General features: G+C 27.3%; 21 protein-coding genes and 2 riboswitches. Of the genes, 3 read left to right on the forward strand and 18 right to left on the reverse strand.

What is annotated here, in order from left to right:
• Nucleotides 1–63: 63 nt before the first annotated feature.
• From BEN51_RS08685 to BEN51_RS08735, 11 genes are all read right to left on the reverse strand, one after another.
• Nucleotides 64–1104 (reverse strand): hypothetical protein, encoded by a 1041-nt coding sequence (locus tag BEN51_RS08685; protein ID WP_119865678.1) that lies wholly within the window; start codon nt 1102–1104, stop codon nt 64–66.
• Nucleotides 1085–1981 carry an ABC transporter ATP-binding protein gene (locus tag BEN51_RS08690; protein ID WP_119865679.1) on the reverse strand — a complete coding sequence of 299 codons (897 nt, stop codon included), beginning with the start codon at nt 1979–1981 and terminating at the stop codon, nt 1085–1087. The genes BEN51_RS08685 and BEN51_RS08690 overlap by 20 nt, the downstream gene beginning before the upstream one ends.
• A gap of 24 nt (nt 1982–2005) precedes the next feature.
• On the reverse strand, nt 2006–2596 hold the full coding sequence (locus BEN51_RS08695) for a hypothetical protein (RefSeq protein WP_119865680.1): 591 nt from the start codon (nt 2594–2596) through the stop codon (nt 2006–2008).
• Between the two features lie 171 nt (nt 2597–2767).
• The gene (locus BEN51_RS08700) at nt 2768–3373 is read right to left on the reverse strand and encodes a sugar transferase (RefSeq protein WP_119865681.1); all 606 of its coding nucleotides are present in this window, start codon (nt 3371–3373) and stop codon (nt 2768–2770) included.
• 25 nt (nt 3374–3398) lie between these two features.
• A complete protein-coding gene (locus tag BEN51_RS08705; protein WP_119865682.1) occupies nt 3399–5273 on the reverse strand; it encodes a nucleoside-diphosphate sugar epimerase/dehydratase in 1875 nt (624 codons plus the stop codon).
• Between the two features lie 240 nt (nt 5274–5513).
• Nucleotides 5514–6482, reverse strand: a complete 969-nt coding sequence (locus BEN51_RS08710) for a glycosyltransferase (protein ID WP_119865683.1) — start codon at nt 6480–6482, stop codon at nt 5514–5516.
• A gap of 19 nt (nt 6483–6501) precedes the next feature.
• Nucleotides 6502–7890: an O-antigen ligase family protein gene (locus tag BEN51_RS08715; protein ID WP_119865684.1), complete on the reverse strand. Its 1389-nt coding sequence runs from the start codon at nt 7888–7890 to the stop codon at nt 6502–6504.
• Between the two features lie 11 nt (nt 7891–7901).
• Entirely contained in the window at nt 7902–8927 is a 1026-nt protein-coding gene (locus tag BEN51_RS08720; protein WP_119865685.1) for a glycosyltransferase family 2 protein, read from the reverse strand.
• Between the two features lie 24 nt (nt 8928–8951).
• A complete protein-coding gene (locus BEN51_RS08725) occupies nt 8952–10358 on the reverse strand; it encodes a lipopolysaccharide biosynthesis protein (protein ID WP_119865686.1) in 1407 nt (468 codons plus the stop codon).
• Complete coding sequence (locus BEN51_RS08730; protein WP_119865687.1) at nt 10359–11195, reverse strand: LicD family protein; 837 nt, start codon at nt 11193–11195, stop codon at nt 10359–10361.
• Nucleotides 11196–11262: 67 nt separating this feature from the next.
• Complete coding sequence (locus tag BEN51_RS08735) at nt 11263–12276, reverse strand: glycosyltransferase family 2 protein (protein ID WP_119865688.1); 1014 nt, start codon at nt 12274–12276, stop codon at nt 11263–11265.
• 229 nt (nt 12277–12505) lie between these two features.
• Between BEN51_RS08735 and BEN51_RS08740 the strand changes: the two genes are divergently transcribed.
• On the forward strand, nt 12506–14134 hold the full coding sequence (locus tag BEN51_RS08740; RefSeq protein WP_119864227.1) for an IS1182 family transposase: 1629 nt from the start codon (nt 12506–12508) through the stop codon (nt 14132–14134).
• 164 nt (nt 14135–14298) lie between these two features.
• On the opposite strand, the gene BEN51_RS08745 is transcribed toward BEN51_RS08740, so the two are convergent.
• From BEN51_RS08745 to BEN51_RS08760, 4 genes are all read right to left on the reverse strand, one after another.
• Nucleotides 14299–14481, reverse strand: a complete 183-nt coding sequence (locus BEN51_RS08745) for a DUF1858 domain-containing protein (RefSeq protein ID WP_119865689.1) — start codon at nt 14479–14481, stop codon at nt 14299–14301.
• Between the two features lie 3 nt (nt 14482–14484).
• Nucleotides 14485–15048 carry a hemerythrin domain-containing protein gene (locus BEN51_RS08750; protein WP_119865690.1) on the reverse strand — a complete coding sequence of 188 codons (564 nt, stop codon included), beginning with the start codon at nt 15046–15048 and terminating at the stop codon, nt 14485–14487.
• Between the two features lie 9 nt (nt 15049–15057).
• On the reverse strand, nt 15058–15696 hold the full coding sequence (locus BEN51_RS08755; protein ID WP_119865691.1) for a hypothetical protein: 639 nt from the start codon (nt 15694–15696) through the stop codon (nt 15058–15060).
• A 113-nt stretch (nt 15697–15809) separates the two neighbouring features.
• A complete protein-coding gene (locus tag BEN51_RS08760; protein ID WP_119865692.1) occupies nt 15810–16589 on the reverse strand; it encodes a histidinol-phosphatase in 780 nt (259 codons plus the stop codon).
• 173 nt (nt 16590–16762) lie between these two features.
• Between BEN51_RS08760 and ltaE the strand changes: the two genes are divergently transcribed.
• The gene (ltaE, locus tag BEN51_RS08765; RefSeq protein ID WP_119865693.1) at nt 16763–17803 is read left to right on the forward strand and encodes a low-specificity L-threonine aldolase; all 1041 of its coding nucleotides are present in this window, start codon (nt 16763–16765) and stop codon (nt 17801–17803) included.
• 92 nt (nt 17804–17895) lie between these two features.
• Here the strand turns inward: ltaE and BEN51_RS08770 are convergent, their stop codons facing one another.
• The 3 genes from BEN51_RS08770 to BEN51_RS08780 all read right to left on the reverse strand — a co-directional run bounded on the left by BEN51_RS08770 (nt 17896) and on the right by BEN51_RS08780 (nt 23235).
• Complete coding sequence (locus BEN51_RS08770) at nt 17896–19293, reverse strand: alanine/glycine:cation symporter family protein (protein WP_119866602.1); 1398 nt, start codon at nt 19291–19293, stop codon at nt 17896–17898.
• Nucleotides 19294–19391: 98 nt separating this feature from the next.
• Nucleotides 19392–19468, reverse strand: a riboswitch (glycine riboswitch).
• A gap of 2 nt (nt 19469–19470) precedes the next feature.
• Nucleotides 19471–19546, reverse strand: a riboswitch (glycine riboswitch).
• A gap of 228 nt (nt 19547–19774) precedes the next feature.
• Complete coding sequence (locus BEN51_RS08775; protein ID WP_119865694.1) at nt 19775–22123, reverse strand: ABC transporter ATP-binding protein/permease; 2349 nt, start codon at nt 22121–22123, stop codon at nt 19775–19777.
• Nucleotides 22124–22251: 128 nt separating this feature from the next.
• Nucleotides 22252–23235: an alpha/beta hydrolase gene (locus BEN51_RS08780; RefSeq protein WP_119865695.1), complete on the reverse strand. Its 984-nt coding sequence runs from the start codon at nt 23233–23235 to the stop codon at nt 22252–22254.
• 175 nt (nt 23236–23410) lie between these two features.
• Here BEN51_RS08780 and BEN51_RS08785 point away from each other — a divergent pair, with 175 nt between their 5' ends.
• Nucleotides 23411–24049 carry a GerMN domain-containing protein gene (locus BEN51_RS08785; RefSeq protein ID WP_119865696.1) on the forward strand — a complete coding sequence of 213 codons (639 nt, stop codon included), beginning with the start codon at nt 23411–23413 and terminating at the stop codon, nt 24047–24049.
• Nucleotides 24050–24064 lie beyond the last annotated feature (15 nt).

The following is a 24064-nucleotide window of genomic DNA, read 5'->3' on the forward strand; positions in this document are numbered from 1 at the left end:
GCCCACTTTAACATTTTTCTTACTAAAATAGGGTCTGACCCCATTACATTTTTTGGAATGGGGTCAGACCCCATTTTTTCTCATTTTTAATAAATAAGAAGAAATAAAAGAAAAAATTATCACTATTAATAACTTAACAGCAAATAACATATTAGCATTTAAAGTATAAGAAAAATAAAATTCATTTATTAATTCACTAAGAAATGGAGCTAAAACCAATCCTGAGAAAGTTATTAGCATAAATTTAAATGCCTTTTTAGGGAATTTCATTAGTATCCCCTCATTCATGTTTTCAACAAACATATTCTTAGTTAATCCTTTACTGATTATAATTAATATTATTCCAATAACAAATAAAGCTGCTGATATTCCTTGTACCCTTAAAATAATAGTTGCTCTATCTAAATTACCTGCATAATCTCCATAAAAATAGTAACCCTCAAGGTAGTACTGTATATTTTCTATAATTATGTTAAAGGCCCTGTTAGCATAAGTATACATAGTAATATAGCCCTCTAAATTTATAAGAAGCGTAAAAAGATAGGCCAGTATAAATATCATGGAACCAAATACAAAATACAAATTAGAAAAAAAGCAGTCAAGTAAGGCCAGGCATCCTATAATTAGTGTTGAAATACATATAATCCTAATAATATCCAATAAAAAGCTAGTTCCAAAGTTGCCAATATAATAAAGCACTTCATAATTTAAATATACATTTTGTATAACTGAAATAATATAAGAAAATAAGAAAACTAAAAAGGAAATTATCATCAAGGTAAATTCTCTTTTTCTTATATCAAGCTTTGAGAAAGGTCCACTTAAAAATAATGACCACTTTTTCCTCTTATGAAGTCCCACAATAATTGAATAGCAAATCATTAAATAAACAGTAAGTAAAAGTATTGCCCCACCTGTAATGATAAATTCAATCCCCTGACTATAATTATTTAAATTGTATAATTTATTTATGATATTATAATTAAAATAATCATCAACTATGCTTTTATTAAGAAAAAAGGCTATAAGATATACTACACATAAAAATACTATTATTTTTGAATCTCCTTGGTACAAAAGACTTTTATTTAAATATTTTCTCATATTCCTTTTCCTTTCCAAGCTTATAAATAAAAATTTCCTCTAAGTTTAAATCAATTTCTTCAATGAATAATGGTTCATATTGTTGCAGACTTTTTATAAATTTATCATCATATTTTTCTGTAATAATAGTAAATACCCTGCCAACATTATCTATAGTTATTATTCCTTGGCAAGCTAAGTCCTCTTCATAAATTGGCTTATCAAAGGCTACTTGAATCTTCTTAATATTCTCCTTCATATTATTTAAAGTATTATAATAATCTACCTTACCATTATTAATTATTAATATTTCATCGCATACTTCCTCTAAATCTCTCAAATTATGTGAAGTTATTATTGCTGCTTTTTCTCCCCTAGTTACTTTCTCCTTAACTAAATTTAATACAGCCCTCTTTAAAATTGGATCAAGGCCAGAAGTAGGCTCGTCTAAAACTAATAAGCTGGCATCTATTGAAAAAGCTATCATTATGCTTACTCTCATTTTCATCCCCTTTGAAAGCTGCATAAATCTCTTGTTTAAAGGTATTTTAAATACCTTATTTATTTTATAAAATCTTTCCTCACTAAAGGAACTGTATATGCTCTTATAAAAGTTAACTATCTCTTTTATAGTAATTAAATAAAAGCTAGGCTGCTCATCTGGCACATAGGCTATATTTCTTTTTATTTCAGGATTATCATAAACCTGCTTTCCAAAAAGCCTAATATTACTTTCATTTGATTCATATAGTCCAACTATTGCCTTGACTAAAGAGGTTTTTCCACAGCCGCTGGGACCTATTATACCAAGAATCTTTCCTTTTTCTAAGGAAAAATTTATATTATCTAAAACTAAATTTTCTCCATACTTAAAAGAATAATTTTCAACTTCTAGCACTATCTTCCCCCCCTTAATCTATAGCTAATCTAAATATATTTCTTGATAATAATCAACTACATATCCTTCTCCTTCGTCTATTACAACTAAATATAAAGAAGTTTTATCTAACTCTTCCGTGCTAGTAGAACTATAATCATTTGAAACTGTTCCATTATCATTAATTAATTCCATATCTATAACTTTATTATAATAATAAGAGTTTCCATCTAATCTATAAAATCTTATATCCTTTGCTCTTTTATAATTAGGTATTTTATCAAAACTATTTTCATATTCCTCTTTTATTAATTTCTCATCTATTTCTTCTAAATCATAACTATAGAAAGAAGGTATATATCCATAAATAAATCTTGCATCATTACTGTTTTTAATAAATAATCTATATCTTCTTGATAAGCTTTCTAAAAACTTAGTAGGAGCCATATTTATATAAGTCCCTTTAGTACCAATCCTTTCGTAAGCATTAGCATAACCAATAAAGCTAGATATTGCTTCCTCAGGAGTATTAAAGTTTATTTCCTTTTCATATATTTTTGTTTTGCGTGAAAAAGTGCTTAATACTAAAAATACTATCATAAGGCTTGCAATAGCATAAAATGTAGATTTCTTCATAAGTCCTCCTATAAAAAAACTAAGTATACAAATAAGTTGTACACTTAGTATTATAAATAATTAAGAATAATAAAACAATTAATATTTCCTTAAGGTTGCTATTTTCCCTTTTTATGTTAATTGTATATCTCGTTTTCTTTTTAAATGTTTCTTAAATAATTATTTAATTACTTATATGCATTTAAGTATTGTTTTAATAATTAAGTAAATATCAAAAAATATATTACTTTTCTCAATATATTCTAAATTTAATTTAAGCTTATCCTTCATAATAACATTAATATAATATTCTTCAGGATTTTCAACCTTACCTAGTATATCATTTTCATCGCTGTATCTTATGGATGCTAAATCTGTAATACCAGGCCTAACTTCTAAAACCTTTTTTTCTTCTTCAGTATATAATTCAACATACTTTGGAACCTCTGGTCTAGGACCAACTAAACTCATATCACCTTTTAATACATTAAAGAGCTGAGGAAGTTCATCTATTTTATATTTTCTTAAGAAAGCCCCAACTCTTGTAATTCTACTATCTTTTCCAACTGTAATCTGGGCTCCCAGTTTTTCAGCATTACTTACCATAGTTCTAAACTTATAAATATTAAAAGGCTTACCATCTTTACCAATTCTTTTTTGAAGAAATAATATATTTCCTTTAGAATCTGCTTTTATACATATTGCTACAATTATAAGAATAGGTGATATTATTATTATCCCAATTAAGGATACTACAAAATCAAATATTCTTTTTATTACTCTATCAATTTTGCTCATTTTTTTACCTCTTAATTTTAAATTTCTAACTTTCAGTTAATGCTACTTCATTTACTTCACTGGGTTCCCTATAAGTAGGAACGATTTGTTTCATTTTAAGCTTTACCATTTCATTACTTTCTTCTTTTAATACTTCCTCTAATTCTTTTAATTTTTTATTTAAACTATCTATGTTCTCAAAGGTAGGTCTACCAATATATATTTTTTTATGTTTAGTAGCCTTTAAGCCTTCCTCACTCATTAAAAGCTCTTCATAAAGCTTTTCTCCAGGTCTTAAGCCTGTTATTTTAATTGGTATGTCTTCTCCTGGCTCAAAACCAGAAAGCTTTATAAGATCTTTTGCTAGATCATATATTCTTACTGGCTTACCCATATCTAAAACAAATATTTCTCCACCTTTAGCATAAGCTCCTGCTTGAAGAACAAGCTGTGCTGCTTCTGGAATTAGCATAAAATATCTTGTAATATTTTTATGAGTCACAGTAACTGGACCGCCTTCTTGAATTTGCTTCTTAAATAAAGGAATTACAGACCCATTACTTCCAAGAACATTACCAAATCTTACTGCAACAAAATCAGTTTTACTTACAGTGTTATAAGCTTGAATTATCATTTCACATAATCTCTTAGTAGCCCCCATTACGTTGGTCGGATTTACCGCCTTATCTGTAGATATAAGCACAAATCTTTCAATCTTATGTTCATTAGCAGTTTGAACTAAATTTAAAGTACCAAAAACATTATTTTTTATAGCTTCCTTTGGACTATCTTCCATTAATGGAACATGTTTATGAGCTGCTGCATGAAAAACCACTTCGATATTATTACTTTTAAAAACTTCTTCTAATCTTTCTTTATCTCTTATAGATCCTATAAGTACTTCCATATTTAAATTAGTAAAATGACTCCTTAATTCATTTTGAATATCATAAACTGAATTTTCATATATGTCAAAAAGCACCAACTTTTTGGGGCCATATTTTACAATTTGTCTACATAATTCTGACCCAATAGAACCACCAGCCCCTGTAACTAAAACTACTTTATTATTTAAATAGCTTGATATTCCTTCATCATCTAATACAATAGGATCTCTACCTAGCAAGTCTTCTAAATCTACATCTTTTATTCTGTTAACAGTAGCTTTTCCAGATATAATTTCATAAATACCAGGTATTATTTTGATTTTACAATTGGTTTTCTTGCATATTTCTAATATCTCTTTTTTATTTTTACTATCAATAGAAGGAATTGCAATTAAAATAATATCTATTTCCTTTTCAACAGCTAATCTAACTATATCCCTTCTTTTACCTTCTACCTTAACACCACTTATTCTCTTACCTTGCTTATAATCATCATCATCAACTAAAACAATTGGATTAAGCTTAAGATTTCTTTTAGATAACATTTCATTAATAAGCATGGTTCCAGCAGAGCCTGCTCCAACTATCATAACTCTTTGTTGGTCTTTAGCATACTTATATGGAGCATATAAAAGGTATCTTCTATATACTCTAAACAATATTCTATATCCTAACACAAAGATACAAGTCATCATAGTTGCAATAACACAAACATTCAATGGAATAGTTGCTCCAACTGATGTAATATTAGGAGAAAATCTTGTATACAAAATTACTAAAGAACCCGATAGAATACCTCCTCCAGCTCCAAGTAAAAATTCATCTGTTCCTGTTAAATCCCATAATGAATTGTATAATTTGAACAGAAAAAAGCATATTGTATAAATTATAGTTACTACTATTATATTTTTTGCATATATAGTAGCAATCTCTGTAAATCTATCATGAAAAGTAATGTTTATTGCTAATAAATATGCCATATTAACCAAAAAAGCATCTATTACTACTAATAAAAAGGTTTTTAGCTTCTTCATATTTTTCCTCCACTTCTATGTGTTAGTGCATATATTAATTATTAAATTTAACTACATTATTATACTACTAAAATCATTAAATTGTCTATATTAGTGAAATCTTAAGATTTTTGTAACATCTAAATATAATAGATTATAAATATTATTTAAATAATATTTAATTATAAAAAAATAAAAAATCATTAATTTCAAACTATATATTGTTATATAGTCTAAATTAATGATTTTTTAATAATAATTTTATTTTATTCTGTTTCTTAATCTTAACAGCTTCGATGTATTTTTTATACCAATAAGTTTTACTACATTTCTAACTAATTTAGCTCTATTACTATTAATATCTTCTAATAAATATAAATTATCCTTAAGTTCCTTAGTCATTTTTTTATTTTCTTCGCCACTATAGGCCTCTAGTTCATTTAATGCAGTAACATAATTATGCTCTACTCTATATTGTAAAAAACTTCGCATTATTCCTTGGGCATTATCTCTTCTAATTTTATTGTATAAATTTTTTGAAACAAAAATTTTATCATATACCTTTTTAGGATTTAGCATTCCCATTATAGATTTTGGATTTCCTACTCTATAACAATAAACTGATTCCTTTACTACTGCAAAGTTTTTAGCAGAACATAAAACTCTTGGAGACCAATCTTCATCTTCGTGATATATTCCTTCAGTAAAGAATAAACTATTTTCTTCTATTAATCTCTTTTTTGCTATAAACCTTGTGGCAGCATAACTTGCACTACCTTTATTATAGAAATATACATAGGGCTCTTTTTCATTTTCTTTTGGTTCTTCTAAATAATCATTTATAACTTCTCCATTTGGATAAATATTACAGTGACTTACCATTACTAAATCTGTATCTTTTAATGAAGCATTAATAATCTCCTTAATACTTCCATCTTTAATATAATCATCACTATCTACAAACCAAATATATTTTCCATTAGCTTTTCTTATTCCTGCATTTCTTGCAGAAGATAAACCGCCATTTTCCTTATGAAGTACCATTATATATTCATATTCTTTTTCGTATTTATCACATATTAAAGGACTACTGTCTTTTGATCCATCATCAACTAAAATTACTTCTACTCCTTCTTGATAATTATTAATAATACTTTTTAAGCACTCATCTAAATATTTTTCAACATTATAGACAGGTACAACAATTGATAAAAGAATATCTTTTTTCATACTTGCCTCCACTATTATTTTATATAAATTTCTCCTTTTTGTTTAAATAAACTATATACCCTACAAAAATCCATAATATTGCTGCTGTAAAAGAATTTTGAAAGAAAACTTCAGTTATAAAGAAGGTTGTCAAAAGTATTGCTCCTATCATAGATGTCAATATAGTATATACATAATAATCATTATCATGTTTTTTATTATTTACTATGTTTCTTAGAGCTGATATAGCTATATCTCCAAGTAAGAACATCATTATAAGTAGTGATACAGCCCCCCCTGAAAGTAACATATGTAAATATCCATTATGTACATATTGTTTAGTTATTGATGAACCAGGCATCAATTTTTGTGCAATAGCCATTATATTTCTATCCCCTACTCCAAATATAGGAAACTTCTTACTTAATTTAAGTCCATCTGTCCATAATTCTATTCTACCATTTGATGATTCTACATCTGCCCTATCTATTGTAATATTGTTTGATTTATTTTCATCTTTATCATTTTGTTTATTTATTATACTCTCACTTATACTATAACCTATTTCTGGTATTAATGCTAATGTCTTTCTAGTTATTCTAAAGGTAGCTACTAAGGCTACTGATAAAATTATGCTTAAGATAAGACTTATTAATTTTTTAGAATTTATAGCATTATTTTTATCTTTAAATTTCCTATCAAATACTAAATAGAACAGCCCAATTAATAATATTATTAATCCTAGCGAACCTCCTCTTGAACCAGATAAAACAATAAGTGAGTATTGAATTAATATGTTTGATATAAGTAATACTTTATTAAGTAATGTTTTTCTCAATAATAATATAACAGATAATGCTAAAGAAATTATTGCTACATTACAGGATTGATTTGGATCTACATAAATTCCCCATAATCTTGCAGCATAATATCCTTGAGGAATACTTCTTCCATCTACTCTTGTAACTATATAACTAATATCGAGGAAAAATTGTAATACAGATATGGCTGATATTATTAATGTTGCTATTATTACTGCTCTTCCTATTCTATCTATATCCATTAAAATTTGCTTCTTATCTTTTCGATAATCATTTATAAATAATCCAATTATCATAATACTTTGCCAAATTAAAGTTTTTATATTTCCAAGCAAATTCAACTCTCTATTAATAACTATTGTTACTAAATATGCCAATAAAAAACTAAATATTAAAATAAAATACTTCCTTGAAAAATCTACTCTATCTATCAATAGAAGCTTAATTAATATTAATCCACCCCATAATATTATAATGGGAGATGCATATGAGGTTACATATTGCCCTAATGCTAGTGAATGAATTAATGCCCATAAAAGAAATGTTATTTTGAAATATACACTGTCCTCTAGTATTCTTATTTTAAAAATCTTTTGTAATGTCTTCATATTATCTACCTCTATCTATAAAAAACTTTCCTCATATTAACTTTAATAAAATATATTATTTTACTTAATAATATAACGCTTATAGGAAATGCTAATGATAATTTAAGAAGCTTAAAAGCAAAACTTAAATCATCAGTATCATTAATAATATTATTATATTTTTTTATACTTTCTTTAACAAACTTGTATTTTCCAGAAATACTTAAATCACAATTTCTATTATGAAGATCTATATAACAAGAATACATCCATTTTATAAATAGCCCATTCATTTTCCTTATATAAGACCTTTCTAAATCAGAAGCTTCAAAATAACTTATACAATTTTTATATAAAGCTTCCATTAATTCTAATTTATCCTTTCTATATTTAAAAGTTAAATTATCTTCTAATCTCATGCAATAATGATAATAACATTTTTCAGAAAAGACTACACAATTACAATATTTTAGATACTCTAAATTAAAAGCTAAATCTTCTCCTAAATCAATATTCTTATCCATAAATAAGTTATTATCAATAATGACAGATCTTTTATACAGCTTATTAACTGGTGAATTAACGTATGTCCCACTTAGTCTCTCTAAAACATTTATAGCAATATCTTTCTTATTATTAGAAATATTATTTTCGTAGGTTTGTATTTCTGTTACTATTTTATTTTTTTCCTCTATATCTAGAAAAAATCCTGTCATTACTAAATCTGCTTCTTTATTCTCCATTATATTCAGAGTTTCTTCAAGCATATTACTTTCAATAAAATCGTCTGAATCAATGAATTGTATATATTCACCAATTGCTTTTTTAATTCCTATATTTCTTGTTTCTGATACCCCATTATTTGAATTATCAATTACTCTTATTCTTTCATCTAACTTTTCAAATTTTTTAAGTATATCTATGCTTCTATCACTAGATCCATCATTAATTAATATTAATTCAAAATCTTTAAAGGATTGATTTAATATACTTTTAATACAACGAGATAAAACTTTTTCTGCATTATAAACAGGCACTATAATGCTAATTTTCGGCATGAGTTTCCCTCCAACATATTAATATTAAGAAATTTTCTTAATTTCTTTTATTCCTACTTTAACGCTTATTACTAATAAAATTATTATTATTGACCATCTTACTATAAAAGCATTTAAAAATACATAAGAAATTCCCCATGCTAATGCCACTGCAGAAATTCCGTATATATTATATATAAAAGGATAATCCTGATGTTTCAATTTAAATTTTACAATACAAAAATGCATGAAAAATAACACAATATAAGCTATTAATGTAGCAATTGCCGCCCCATACATACCAAAGTACTGAATTAAAAAATAATTAAAAATTATATTTACAATGGCTGCTGTTATTGTTCCCATAGCTATAAATTTTGTATTTTTACTATAAAATTGAAAATTAGCAGGGAAGGTATACAAATATACAAAATAATATCCCATTATAATTATGAACACTAAAGGTATCCCTGGCCAATATTCTTCTGAAGCAAATAATTTAATTACTTCTGGTACTCCTAGAGTAAACATTACTGTTAATAATGTAAATAATATTATATAAATAGATGATTTTTTTCTTAAGTCTTCTTTATCTCCTTTTTTTAATGCTTCATAATACCAAGGCACCCATGCTCCATTTACGGCTACTTGTATTATATTTATTATAGAACCAATAGTATATAATATTCCATATACCCCAACTATTGATTCCGTTGTAAACTCCTCAAGCATTAAAATATCTGATTGATTTAAAAGTAAATGAGATAAATTGTGAACAATTAAAGGTAAGGCTACTGGCAAACAAAATTTCCAATACTTTAAATTTATATAAGTTTTACCTTCTAAAATAACTTTTATATATAGTACAAATCCAATAGCTATAGTAGCTATAGCCCATCCAAAAATTCTTCCTAAATATCTATTACTATCCATTGACAAAATAATAGATATAGAAAGTACTATATTCAAAATAGTTGATAAGAAAGATACACCTAAATATGCCTTATACTTTCTTGCAAAGGTATATGTTGATAGCACAAAACTTGTAACAAAAGAGAAAAAGCTTTGCGTTAATAGTAAAAACAAAAGTCCTGCTTCAAGACCAGTAAGTACTAATAATTGTTTTTTAAATATATTAATTAATATAAACATTACTACAAAGCTAAAAGTTGCTAAAATTAAAGAACTTGATAAATACTCCGGATATTCTTTCTCCTTAAGATTAGCTTTTGCAACTCCTACTGTTCCTTCTATTCCTAAACCAACCAAAATAACTGCAATAGCATTCCAGGTAGAGTAAACTGTAACCTTTCCCATTTCAGTAGTTGTCAGCAATTCTGTAAATACAGGTACAGTTAAGAAATTTACACCTTTTAACACAAAAGAACCTATTGTGTACCAAAGAGCTGAATTAACCAAAGTATTCTTTTTTAACAATTCTTTTATACTCATTTATTCATCTCCATTTTCCCAGTAATATTCATATGACTTATCAAAATCTACAATTGCATCACCATGTCCAATTCTATCTTCTTCTGGTGGTAAAACCATATAATCTCCATAACAACGTGTTAAATATTCATGATATTTTTCAGGAATTATAACTTCCATATCTTCAAATAGTATTTTCTTTCCATTACCGAACATATTACTTTTAAAAAGCATTTTATTATAACTTCCCGATAGAAATTCTATACACTCATCACAATCATTAATTTTATATTTGGTTATTTCTTTTAAACACTTATTTTTTATATATTCCTTAAATTTTTTGGGAAATACACCGTAAATAATCTTAAATAAAGTATTTCCCTCTGGATTTTTATTAGTTAGATATCTTTCATAACTAAATATTCTATAAATTAATATTTGAAGCTTTTGAATTAACCTTTTTATTGCAGAATTAGGAACTCCAACTATAGGAAAAATATCCATGCATATCCCATAATGGCATTTTATATGTCTTAAATGTTTTTCCATTGATGTAGTATTATTTATTCTTACCTTATTCCAAAGAGTAAAACAAAATTCATCTGTTTCTTGACTTTGATAAAAATATTTATCTCCTAACTCTTTTTGTGCGATTTTTTCAAACCTTATATAGTTATCCCAAGTCATTGATATATCAATATCATCATCCCAAGGAATAAATCCTCCATGTCTAACAGCACCTAAGGCTGAGCCCCAAGTTACATAATATTGTATATTATTATTTTTACATACTCTATCAATATCTTTTAACATCTGTAGCTGATACATTTGTAATTTTTTCACAACCGATTTATCCATTTTTTCTTCTCCCGTAGTTATTCTTAGAATTATGTATAAAATGGGTTAGTATAATCTAACCCATTTTTTAAATATTATTCTTTAAAAATGCTGGTATTTTAATTAATCCTACCAAAGTTCCAATACCATAATTTATGTGCAACGCAAGCAATATAAATGGTAATGCAAACATTTGAAGCATAAATTTACTTTTTACAATTTCAACTAAAGAAATTAATAAATTTACAAAAAGATATGACCCAGTTAATAATATTAAAGGTAAATCAACACCTGTAAATAGTGCTAATATACTGAAAACTATCAATCCACAAACAAAAGCTAAAGGTGCAAAATGATATATTGAAAAACATTTTGGACATACGGACATAGTTAAACCTATCCAATATCCATTTAAATACTTTTGCCTGCACATCTTTTTAAAATCATTTCTTGCATGATGATAAGAAATTATTTCAGGATTAAAATAAAATTTATATCCCTTTTCTCTCATTCTATAATGCATTTCATTATCTTCTGTTCTAAATAATCTCTCATTATATGGTCCAACTGCATCAAATACTTCTTTAGAATAGGCAGCATGCGCTAATGTACTTACATATCCTTCTTTTTCACTTCTTCTATAAGCAGCTATACCACTACCAAAAAGTGATTTTTCAGCCGCTAATAGTACCTTTTGCCATGAATTATCTTCATCAATTATACTAATTCTATGTCCACCAACTATCTTTTCTCCCTTATTTATATGCTTTACATTTTTCTCTATAAAATCATGAGGTAATGATGAATGAGCATCTACTCTTAATATTATATCTCCTTCAGCTTCTTTTAAAGCAACATTCCAGCCAGAAGGCAATACTTTTTTAAGATTATCAAGTACTATTATTCTTTTAAAATCATGATTAGATCTACTAAATTCAAGCATTACTTTTTTAGTATTATCAGATGATGAACTGTCTACTAAAATGATTTCAATTAAGTTATGAGCATAACTTTGACTTTTTATATCTTTTATTAATGATTTAAGTTTATCACCTGCATTATATGCAACAACAATAAACGTAACTAATTTTTCTCTTTTCATAATCACGCCTCATATTCCATTAAATTTAATATTTGCGACATATTTTTCCCAATATCTATCATATTATAGCATACCCATATAATATAAATCAATTCAGTCAGCTTTTAGTTTACATATTTTTTAATAGTAAAAAGGGGCTGTCGCACTAATAATTAGTGCACAGTCCCTTTTTGTGCAAAAAAATAAATCCTAGACTCCATGAGTTTAGGATTTATGATAAAATATTTTTATGCACAAAGAAAATATTTTACAAAAGAATTATACATTAAACCAAAAGTTTTATCAATTAAAACTTCCATTAAATATTGATTACATGATACCGGTTAATGATTCAGTGCGATTACTAAGTCAATTTGTAGAGGAGATGGATTTAACAGATTTATATTCGACTTATTCCAAGATAAAGGAAAATCAAGTATCGCCAAGAAAAATGCTGAAAATCATGACTTATGGATATATGAATAAGATTTATTCGTCTCGAGATATTGAAAAGGCATGCCGTAGAGACATTAATTTTATGTTTTTGCTTGAGGGAGCATCCGCTCCGGATCATGCAACATTTGCAAGATTTAGAAGTCTTCATTTTGCTCCATGTTCTGAAAGGATCTTAGCTGAAACAGCTAAATTTCTTTATAAAATTGGTGAGATATCAGGAGATGCTATCTTTATTGATGGCACAAAAATAGAAGCTTATGCAAATAAATATACTTTTGTCTGGAAAAAGGCAGTTACAAAAAACATGGCAAAATTGCTAATTAAAGTGGCCGACCTTGTTAAAGAGTGCGAAGAACTTTATGATATTAAGTTAATCTATAAAAATGAAGTTCAAATGAAACATGTAAAAAAGCTTAGAAAAAAGCTTTATGCACTAAAGAAATCAGAAGGAATAGAATTCGTTCACGGATGTGGGAAAAGAAAAACTGCATTGCAACGATCAATAGAAAAACTTGAAGAATATCTTTCAAAGTTTAAAGAATATACTCAAAAAGTGTACACTTGCGGAGATAGAAACAGTTACTCAAAAACTGATGTTGATGCTACATTTATGAGGATGAAAGAAGATGCTATGAAAAACGGTCAACTTAAGCCAGCTTATAATGTGCAGCATGGTGTAGATTCAGAATATATTACATGGCTTACAGTTGGACCACAACCAACGGATACAACTACGCTAATACCTTTCTTGAAAAGCATGGAAGAAAACTTAAAATTTAAATACTTAAAAATAGTTGCAGATGCTGGATATGAAAGTGAGGAGAACTATTCATTTATTGAAGAAAATAATCAAATAGCATTTATTAAGCCATCTAATTATGAAATATCAAAAACAAGAAAATATAAAAATGATATCGGTAAAATAGAAAACATGGATTACAATGAAGAAAAAGATTTCTACATATGCCGAAATGGTAAGCAGTTAAAGGCTGAAAATATAAAAATTAGAAAATCTAAAACAGGATATGAAAGTGAAAAGACAATTTATGTTTGTGAAGATTGCAATGATTGCACTTACAAGAGTAGTTGCATCAAAGGGAATAATTGTAAAACTCCTTTGGAAGAAAGAGTAAAAAGATTTGAAACATCAAAAAAGTTTAATCGCCAAAGAAAGTCTGATTTAGAAAGAATTCTAAGCGAAGAAGGTTGCTTGCTTAGAATGAACAGAAGTATTCAAGCAGAAGGTTCTTTTGCACAAATAAAACAAGACATGAATTTCAGAAGATTTATGTGTCGTGGGCAAAAGAATGTATTAGCAGAAAGTATACTTCTTGCAATGGCACACAATATAAATAAATTACATAGTAAAATACAAGCGGGCCGCACTGGTAAGCACTTATTTGAATTGAAGAAAGCCTCATAAGTTAAATTTTAAAAAAGCTTTTTTTCTGAGGCTTATTGAAGTGCGCCTATTTTTAGTTGATTTACATGCAAATAAAAATAACACCTAAAAAGTTAATTTATAGAATAGAAAAAGGAGCTATCGCTAACGGATTTTAATCCACTAATGCGACAGCTCCTTTTTAATTATCTATTTAAAGCTGATAATAATTGATCTAAATCTAATCCATGAACTTGTGCTGCATCTTCTAAAGATTCTGCTTGTGATGATGGACATCCAATACATCCCATTCCAAAGCTCATTAATATTTTATCAGCATCTTCCTTTGCTCTAAGAATTTCTCCTATAGTCATGTCCTTTGTTATCATTTATTATTCCTCCATTTCAATTTCATATTTTTTCGCTAAATCTGTTAAAATATCTAAATATTTTTTTGCTTCTTCAATTGTTTCTTTTTCAAAGCTTTCACATTCTTCATTAATTTTTTCAAGGGTTTCTGCCTTTAATTGTCTTCTTGCAAAATTATATATTACATTATCTTCTTTATGAATATGATCCTTTAATAAATTAGTATATCCTACTGCATTTGCAACTATATCTAATTTGGCTTCTTCTTTTCCTTCTTTTAAATCCTTTAAGGCCTCATCAAGTCTTCTTATAAATAATCTTCCCCAATCATGTTCAACAAGCATACCTTGATTTACTACTTTTTCAGCAGTTGGTCCAATTTCCTCAACCATTTTATTAAATAAATAATCCTCTTCTTTCTTATGATGATGTTTATCAGCATAATTTCTTATAAAGTCAATAATTTTGTCAAATTCATCAAAGTTCACTTGCCCGCCATTCATTATATTAAAAGAAACTTTTCTAACTATCTTTAACATAAGCTTAATATTTTTATGCTCTTCTACCATTAAATTAATAGCATCCATCATCTTCACCTACCTTATTCTTTCTATTACCATTTCAATTTCAGATAACTTTCTATATTGGAAGTTAGCATTTACTTCTTCAACAAAAGTTTTTATCCATAAATCTCTTAATCCATAGAAATAATTTACATCGATATTTTTATCTTCCCAAATATCTTTGTGAACACAAATTCTTCTTTCCCATAGAACTTTGTCTTCTTCATACTCTATTATTAAATTAACTCTATCACAAGGCATCCCATCTAAAATATAGTCATTTACTAAATTATAAATAGCTATTGCATCCTCTGCTGCTTTATTATTTCCCTTAACTTCTTCTGCAGCAGCAGTTCCTTGGCTTATATAAATTTCTTCTATTTTTTTATTAATATATTCAATTTTTAATAATTCTGCAGTTAATGCTGAAAGTCTATTTTCAGCTATTATTATTCTATCTTGTAACCAACCATGAATATTTCCTTGATCTATAATTTCTTCTAGAGGTCTATTTTCGACCTTTTCACCATATTTTTCATCTAAACTTTTTAAAATTTCTTCTGTATTTAATCCTTCATTTTTTGCAAGTTTTTCTAATTCTACTTCTAAATTTTGAAACCATATTATTTTATTAAACATCCAATAATGTATTTTCCCTAAAAATAAACTCATAATCTTCCTCCATACTTTTTTCATTTAATATTCTTAATGTGTATTTAGAATACCACAAATAAGTTAGTATTTCGGTAACAATGGTTACACTCCTTAAAGAAAAACACCTTTTTTTATAAATTTAATTTTTCTATTATATCTAGTTTAATTTCCTTAGCAAAATTTAATCCCCACTCCATATTTTCAAGATTTAATGGATTATGCGCATCAACCCCAATTATTCTTTTAACACTATATTCTTTAGACAATTCCCAAAATTCTTTTATAGGATAAGCATATCTTTCTCCTAAATTATATCTAATTACAGGCCTTCTAATTCCGTTTATATTTATTTCTATAGGCATATCTAATTTTTCCGCAGCCTCTAATATTCTTCTTGAAGCATTAATTGTATTTTCATCCCAGTTTCTATAACTTATCCCAAAGAGGTCTGGATGTGCTAAATAATCAAATTTCCTGCTTTCCATTGATTTTATTACATAATCTGTATAAGCTTTTAAACTCTCAGAATTTAAGTCTAAATCTCCTACATAATACCATTCATTTTTATATGGAAAAAAATGAACTCCTAAGATTAGATATTCAGCCTTATATTTTTCTCTTAACTCTTTATAAAGCCAATCATAATCTTCAAAATACTCACATTCCATTCCCTTTCTTATTGAAATTTCATTTTTGTATTTATCTTTTACTTCATCTATTTCTTTAAAATATTCAACTAATTCTTCATATTTCATTCTACTTACATTATCAATATTTTTACCTGGATGGGGCATATGATCTGATAAACCAATTTCATCATATTCATTTTTTATCGCCTCAATAATATAATCTTTAACATTTCCTACTGCATGATTACATCTAAAATTATGTGTATGATAGTTAGTTTTCATTTTTCATCAATCCTTTTTATTTATGTAATATTATCATTTATATAATATCATAACTATAGATTATATCCAATCAGCTCATTCAATTCAGAATTCTAACAATATTTTCTATATATTTTACCAATTAATTTCATTATAATATAATAGAATTAATTGTTGTAAAAGGAGCGTTAGCAATGAAAAATTTTATAGATTTAAGAAGTGATACAGTTACTCTACAGCCAGATTTTATGAAAGAAGCTATGTTTAAGGCAGAAGTTGGTGATGATGTATATGGTGATGATACTACTATTAATGAATTAGAAAAATTAGCCGCAGAAATTGTTGGAAAAGAAGCAGCATTATTTGTTCCTTCTGGTACCTTTGGAAACCAGCTAGCATTATTTACTCACTGCAAAAGGGGCAGCGAAGTTATTTTAGCTGATTCTAATCATATTGTTGTTCATGAAGTTGGTGCAAGTGCTATAATTGCAGGCGTCCAGCTTAGGACAATAGAAACTCTAAATGGAGTTATTACAAAAGGAGATATTGAAAAAAGAATCAGATTTGAAGAAGAAGATATCCATTTCCCTTCAACTTCTTTAATATGTATTGAAAATGCCCATTCAAGCGGAAATGTCCTATCTCTAGAAAATATGAAAGAAGTATATGAAACTGCCAAAAAATATAATTTACCTGTTCATTTAGATGGAGCCAGAATTTTTAATGCAGCTACATATTTAAATGTTGATGTTAAAGAAATCGCCAAATATTGTAATTCTGTTATGTTCTGTCTTTCTAAGGGATTATGCGCACCAGTTGGATCTATTTTAGCTGGGGATGCTGAATTTATAAAAAGAGCAAGAAAGAAAAGAAAAGTTTTAGGAGGTGGACTTAGACAAGCCGGTTATTTAGCTGCAGCTGGTATAGTAGCCTTAAAGGATATGACTAAAAGATTAAAAGATGATCATGATAATGCTAAGTTCCTTGCAGAGGAACTAGATAAAATTCCAGATTTAACTGTTGATTTAAATAATGTAAAAATTAATATGGTTTTCTTTAAATTCAATAAAGAAATTAATACTAAAGCCTTAACTGAATATTTCAAAAAAAACGGAATTAAAATCAATGATGCAGAAAATGGCAAATTGAGATTTGTAACTCACTACTGGATAACAAAAGAAAATATTTATAAAATAATAAAAACTATGAAAGACTTCTTAGCAAAGTCTATATAATCAAAAAAACTACTAAGGCATACAGGATTAACTTATTAAGACCAAATCTCGTACCTTAGTAGTTTATAAAAGCTTAACTCTTCTTTACATAGCTATTTCACTTCTTTAACATATCTATCTAAACTAATCTTTGTTTTTTCCTTTTTTTCCTTTAGTTTTTCTAAATAAATGTTTGTTTCACTAACAATTACTTCTCTAAGACCTATAAGACCTATCAAATTAGGTATAGCCATAAGCCCATTTACTATATCAGCAATTCCTAATATTAAACCTAAAGGTAAAAAGGAGCCAATTGCTACAAGAACTATAAATATAATTTTATAAGGCTTAATTGCTTTTACTCCAGCAAGATACTCTATGCATCTTTCACCATAATAATTCCATCCAATTATAGTTGTAAAAGCAAAGAAAATAAGGCCAAGGTTAACAATATATACTCCTAAATTACCAAGTGGAATACCAGCTTTAAAAGCAGCTGTAGTTAAAGCAGTTCCTTCTAAATTTCCTTCATACATACCTGTTAAAATTATTACTATTCCTGTCATTGTACAAACAACCATTGTATCAATAAAGGTTCCAGTCATTGATACTAATCCCTGTCTTGCTGGAGACTTTGTCTTTGCAGCTGCTGCAGCTATAGGAGCTGAGCCAAGGCCTGATTCATTAGAAAATAGCCCCCTGCTAACTCCACTTCTCATTGCAGTTAAAATAGTAATTCCTATTGATCCACCTAAAACTGCTTTTGGCTTAAAAGCGCCTAAAAGAATTAACTTTATTGCTTCTGGTATTTTTTCTAAATTAAGAACTAATACTATTATTGCTCCAATACCATAAAGAATTGCCATAAAAGGAACTATTTTTTCAGATACACTTGCTATTCTTTTAATCCCACCTAAAGTAACTAAAGCAACTATTATTGTAATTATGGCAGCTGTTACTACTAGGGGTATATTAAAAGTTAACTTAACAGCCTCAGATATAGATTTAACTTGTCCAAATGTACCTATGCCAAGTAAAGCTACTCCCACTCCAAATATAGCAAAAATCTTTGCAAGCCATCTTAAGCCAAGACCCTTTTCTATATAATACATAGGTCCCCCAGACATTTCTCCATTTTCATCTTTTTCTCTATATTTTATTGCAAGTAATCCTTCTGCATATTTGGTTGCCATTCCAAAAAAAGCTGCAACTAACATCCAAAATAATGCTCCTGGTCCTCCAGTTTTAATAGCAGCAGCTACACCAACAATGTTTCCTGTTCCAACAGTAGCAGATAGAGCAGTACATAAGGCTCCAAAACTACTTACATCTCCTACTAATTCTCCACTTTCTTTTTCTTCCTTTTCAAAAATATACTTAAGAGCTAAAGGCATCCTAAATACTTGTATAAATCCAAGCCTAAAGGTAAGATAAATTCCTGTTCCCACTAATAAAATTAAAAATGGCGGTCCAAGTAATACAGCTCCTATCTTATTTACTGCTGCTTCCATGTTTTCTAAAATTTCTAGCATAAAAAAATCCTCCTTAATATTTTTATTATGGAGGAGAATAGGTAAAAAAGCCTATATATTTATAAGCCTATACCATTCCCCTGTCCTTTTACCTGAGAGTTTGAGTAATAAAATTACTTTGCTCCTTCGGTGCTCTTTCGAGTCTCTCCAAGGGTTCGTCCAATAGTGGTCCTTTTACCTGAAAGATTTACTTCTTCGGTGGGCAATTGTACCTCTCTCCCACTATCTTCATCCGAACATATTTAATTTTTATTGAATTATATATTAATATTTAGCTAAATGCAATATAATTTTAAAATATAAGGAGTAATTTTATTAATTCTTTATAATAATATATGAAATAATATAAAATTGCAAAATAGACTATGTAAAAAGAGCGCATTTTCTTACATAGTCTTAATTATAAATTTCATTTCTCTAAAAATATATTCTAATTATGTATCTAAAGTATTAATTGAAACTATTCACTTCTCAATGCTTCTACTGGATCTTTCTTCGCTGCATTCTTTGCAGGAATAAATCCACCTAGCATAGTTAATAATACACTAATTATTACAAGTAATATTGCATGAACTGGATTTAAAACTGCAACATTTTCTAAATCAGTTAATCTATATAATATCCTATTTGTTGGGAAGGTTAAAAGCCAAGCTATAAATATTCCAAGAAATCCTGAAAGAGATCCAATAATAAAAGTTTCGGCATTAAATACTCTTGAAATATCTTTTTTTCTTGCACCTAAGGCCCTTAACACACCTATTTCCTTTGTTCTTTCCAAAACAGATATAGATGTAATAATTCCAACCATGATTAATGAAACTACTAAAGATATGGCTGCAAAAGCAATAAGAACCATTGTTATTGCATCCATTATTCCACTTGATAAACTTACAATTGTACTTGCCATATCATTGTAAATTATCATATCATCTTTTTCTTTTCCTTCATTCCATTTATCTAAATATGACACTATTTCATCTTTTGTTGTAAAATCTTTTGGATATAAAGTTATCATATAAGGAACCTCAGTTGCACCTAAAGATGCTAGGATATTTTCTTTAGTATTTATACTCGAACTTTCCATCATCATTGGGCTGCCATTTGATGTTGAAAAACTTTCCCCAGTGAACACATTATAATCTGCCTCTAATTGAGCTTTAACTACTTCTGAATTTTTTGCATTTTCAATAAAGTTTTTACTTAACTCATCTGAATATGCTAAGCCACTTTGTAAAACTGGAATACTTACATCTTCTTTAAGTCTTAAAATACCTGAAATCTTTAATGAAATGGAATTTTTATTATTATAAAGACTACTCATATCACTAGGACTTGCTGCTAAAGTAAAGTAATTTCCAACCTTTTTATAGTAATCGTCATTTAATACAGCTTTTATTTCATATCCAACTATATCCTTAAACTCTATTCTTTCTGTACTGCTATCTATCCCTAAAGCATCTAAAATCTTAGTATCAATTTTGTTATATTCATCAACAACTAATATTAAATCATTCATTGTTTTAGGATAACTTCCATATAATAAATCATAATTCTTTTCTAAATATCCTTCCTTACTTTCTCCTGTGCTTATTGGATATGAAGATAAATTTAAATCTTGTGAATTTATTGTTGTTGCAACACCATCTATAATCTTTAATAAATTCATATTCACTAAACGAGTATAAGATAAGCCTGATAGTAGATTTTTATCCATATCTTCAATATAATCTACATATTCTTCAGTTATAACATTTTTATGAATATCTTTATTTTCCTCCCTATTATAAGGATAAATAGCTTGATCCTCTGGATATTTTCCTTCATCTTCATCTAAACCAAGAGCCTTATTTCTTTCTCTCTTCATATCGTTAAAATCTATTTCTGTTGTAGTTTGAGTAATCATTATAGGAAAGCCTGATAAAGTTTCTGTTTCAAATATATCTATTTGCTTATCAAAACCATTTGATAAAGATAATATCAAAGCTATTCCTATAATTCCTATACTTGAAGCAAAAGCAGTAAGAAAAGTCCTCATCTTCTTTGTTCTAATATTCATTCCTGATATTTTTAAGGCAGTAAAAAAACTCATACTTGTTTTTTTAAGATTATATAATAAATCACTTTTTTCTTCTTCTAGGGGATTAGAATCTGAAATTACTCTTCCATCTCTAAATTCTATTATTCTATCTGAATACTTATTTGCCAACTCTGGATTATGAGTAACCATAATAACAAGCTTATCTTTTGCTATATCCTTTATAAGCTCCATAATTTGAATGCTTGTTTTAGTATCTAAAGCTCCTGTAGGCTCATCAGCTAGAATAATATCAGGATCATTAGCTAAAGCCCTTGCAATTGCAACTCTCTGCATCTGTCCACCTGATAATTGATTTGGCCTTTTATGAATATGATCTTTTAAACCTACCCTTTCTAAGGCTTCCTTAGCTTTTCTATGCCTTTCTTTTGCAGATACTCCGCTTAATGTCATTCCTATTTCAACATTATCTAAAATACTCAAATGATTTATTAAATTATAACTTTGAAAAACAAAGCCTATACTATTATTTCTATAAGCATCCCAATCTGAATTCTTAAAGTTCTTTGTTGATTTGCCGTTTATTATTAAATCTCCACTATCGTACCTATCTAAACCTCCAATAATATTTAAACAAGTAGTTTTGCCTGAACCACTAGGCCCTAAAATAGAAACAAACTCCTTTTCCCTAAAATTTAAATTTACGCCATCTAAAGCTACTTGTTTAAATTCACCTGTTATATAAGATTTTGTTATATTTTTAAGTGATAACATTTTATTCCTCCTGTTAAAAAATATATTATAGATTATACACTTCTTTTCAATTTTATATATCATATTTACAATATATTAACTATATTTTTACAAAAAAAATAGCTGATTAAACAGCCATTGGGATATTTTTACAAATTATCAATAATAAACTTAAATATATTTATACCAATATCTTTAATATTCTCCTGATTAAAATCTAAAAAATCATGACTTGTTCCTTCTAATGTTAATATTTTTACTTTATTCTTTGTATTAACTAATTTTTTATATAAGACTTCTGCATTTTTATAAGGAACTAGATTATCATCAGTACTATGAATTATTAAAGTATTAGGTTCTCCTGCTCCTATATGATTTATTGGACTATATTCCTTTAAAATTTCTTCTTTCTCATCTCCTAAGGAATTTATTATTTCCTTAAAAGTGCTGTCAGCATTACTTATGTCTAAAGTACTTAAATCAGTTGGTCCAAATAAATCTATTAGGTATTTTATATTAGAATCATAATTCATTAAATCTCTATCATCTATAAAATCATCCTTTTCACTATAAGCAGCCATCATAGCTAAATGAGCTCCAGAAGAAACTCCTATAATTCCAATATTATCTGTATCAAAATTATATATTTCTCTATTTTTATTTATCCATCTTATCGTATCTTTTATATCACAAATCTGCTTATAAAAAATCATTTCATCCTTCATAAGTTCATACTGAGTGCTTATTATAGTAAAGCCTTCTTCCCTAAAAAAATCTAAAATAGGTTCCATAAACTCTGGAATATCATTAGTTCCATAAGCCCAGCTTCCACCATGAACATATATTAATACTGGTGAAGCAGCTCTTTTTAATTTCTTAGGACCATATATATCTAACGTTAATGGAACATTATTAGTATTTTTATATTCAATAGCATTATAATCAACAGTTATTAATTCCCTAATCTCTTCTTTATCCAAATTAGTGTCTATTGTAGTATTTTCTTCTGTAATATTTTTATATTTTTGATAAGCATGAAAATAAGTTGTAATTTTATCTTTTGATAAATAAAATCCTACAAGCAAAAAGCTTACAATAATAGTTGGAATAATTACTTTATATTTTCTTTTCATATACCATCCCTTTTAATTCAAATTATTTAACTAATAAATAACCTTAATAAAAATAATTAAGTATACTATAATAGTATATTATCAAGATTTATTAATATATAATAACTATATATATTATTTAATAATATATTTATAATTATGTAATAAACTTAATAAAATTTTTTTGGAGGAAAGCATGAAAAAATTACTATCTATTATTTTAATCCCTCTCTTACTATTTATTTCAATAATTTCAACCGGATGTACACAAAAACAAGATATTAATAAAGAAAATAATATTAAAGAGGAAAACGTTGATAAAAAACCAGATCCTCAAGAAAATAATAATAATAATAATAATAATAATAATAATAATAATGGTGAAAATAAAATAGAAAAAACTAAAACTGAGTTAAGAAAGGTTCGAATTTTTGCCTTTGATTATCAAACACCAGAACTATATTATTATGATACTCAAATTAAGGTAACAGATAATGCATTAGTAAAAGCTTTAACTAATGAGCTACAACACAATTTACCTGAAGATAGATTTCTGACTTTAACTGATGAAGTAGGTGTTACTTCTGCAAAATTAGATAAAGAAAATGGAATTTTGACAGTAGTATTCAATGAAGCTTTCACTGAAAAAATGCTGCTTGGTTCTGTTACTGAAAGTGGACTTCTTGCTTCAATTCTTAGCACTTATGCCTACAATTATGGAGTAGATAAAGTTGCCATATACTTTGGAGATAAATTATATACTTCTCTTAGAGGTGAACTTCCTGAAGGATATTTTAAAGTTGATTATTCTGATGCAAAACCATTATACAACTAACAATAAAAATAGAAA

This window comes from Clostridium isatidis, assembly GCF_002285495.1.
Classification (GTDB): Bacteria; Bacillota; Clostridia; order Clostridiales; family Clostridiaceae; genus Clostridium; species Clostridium isatidis.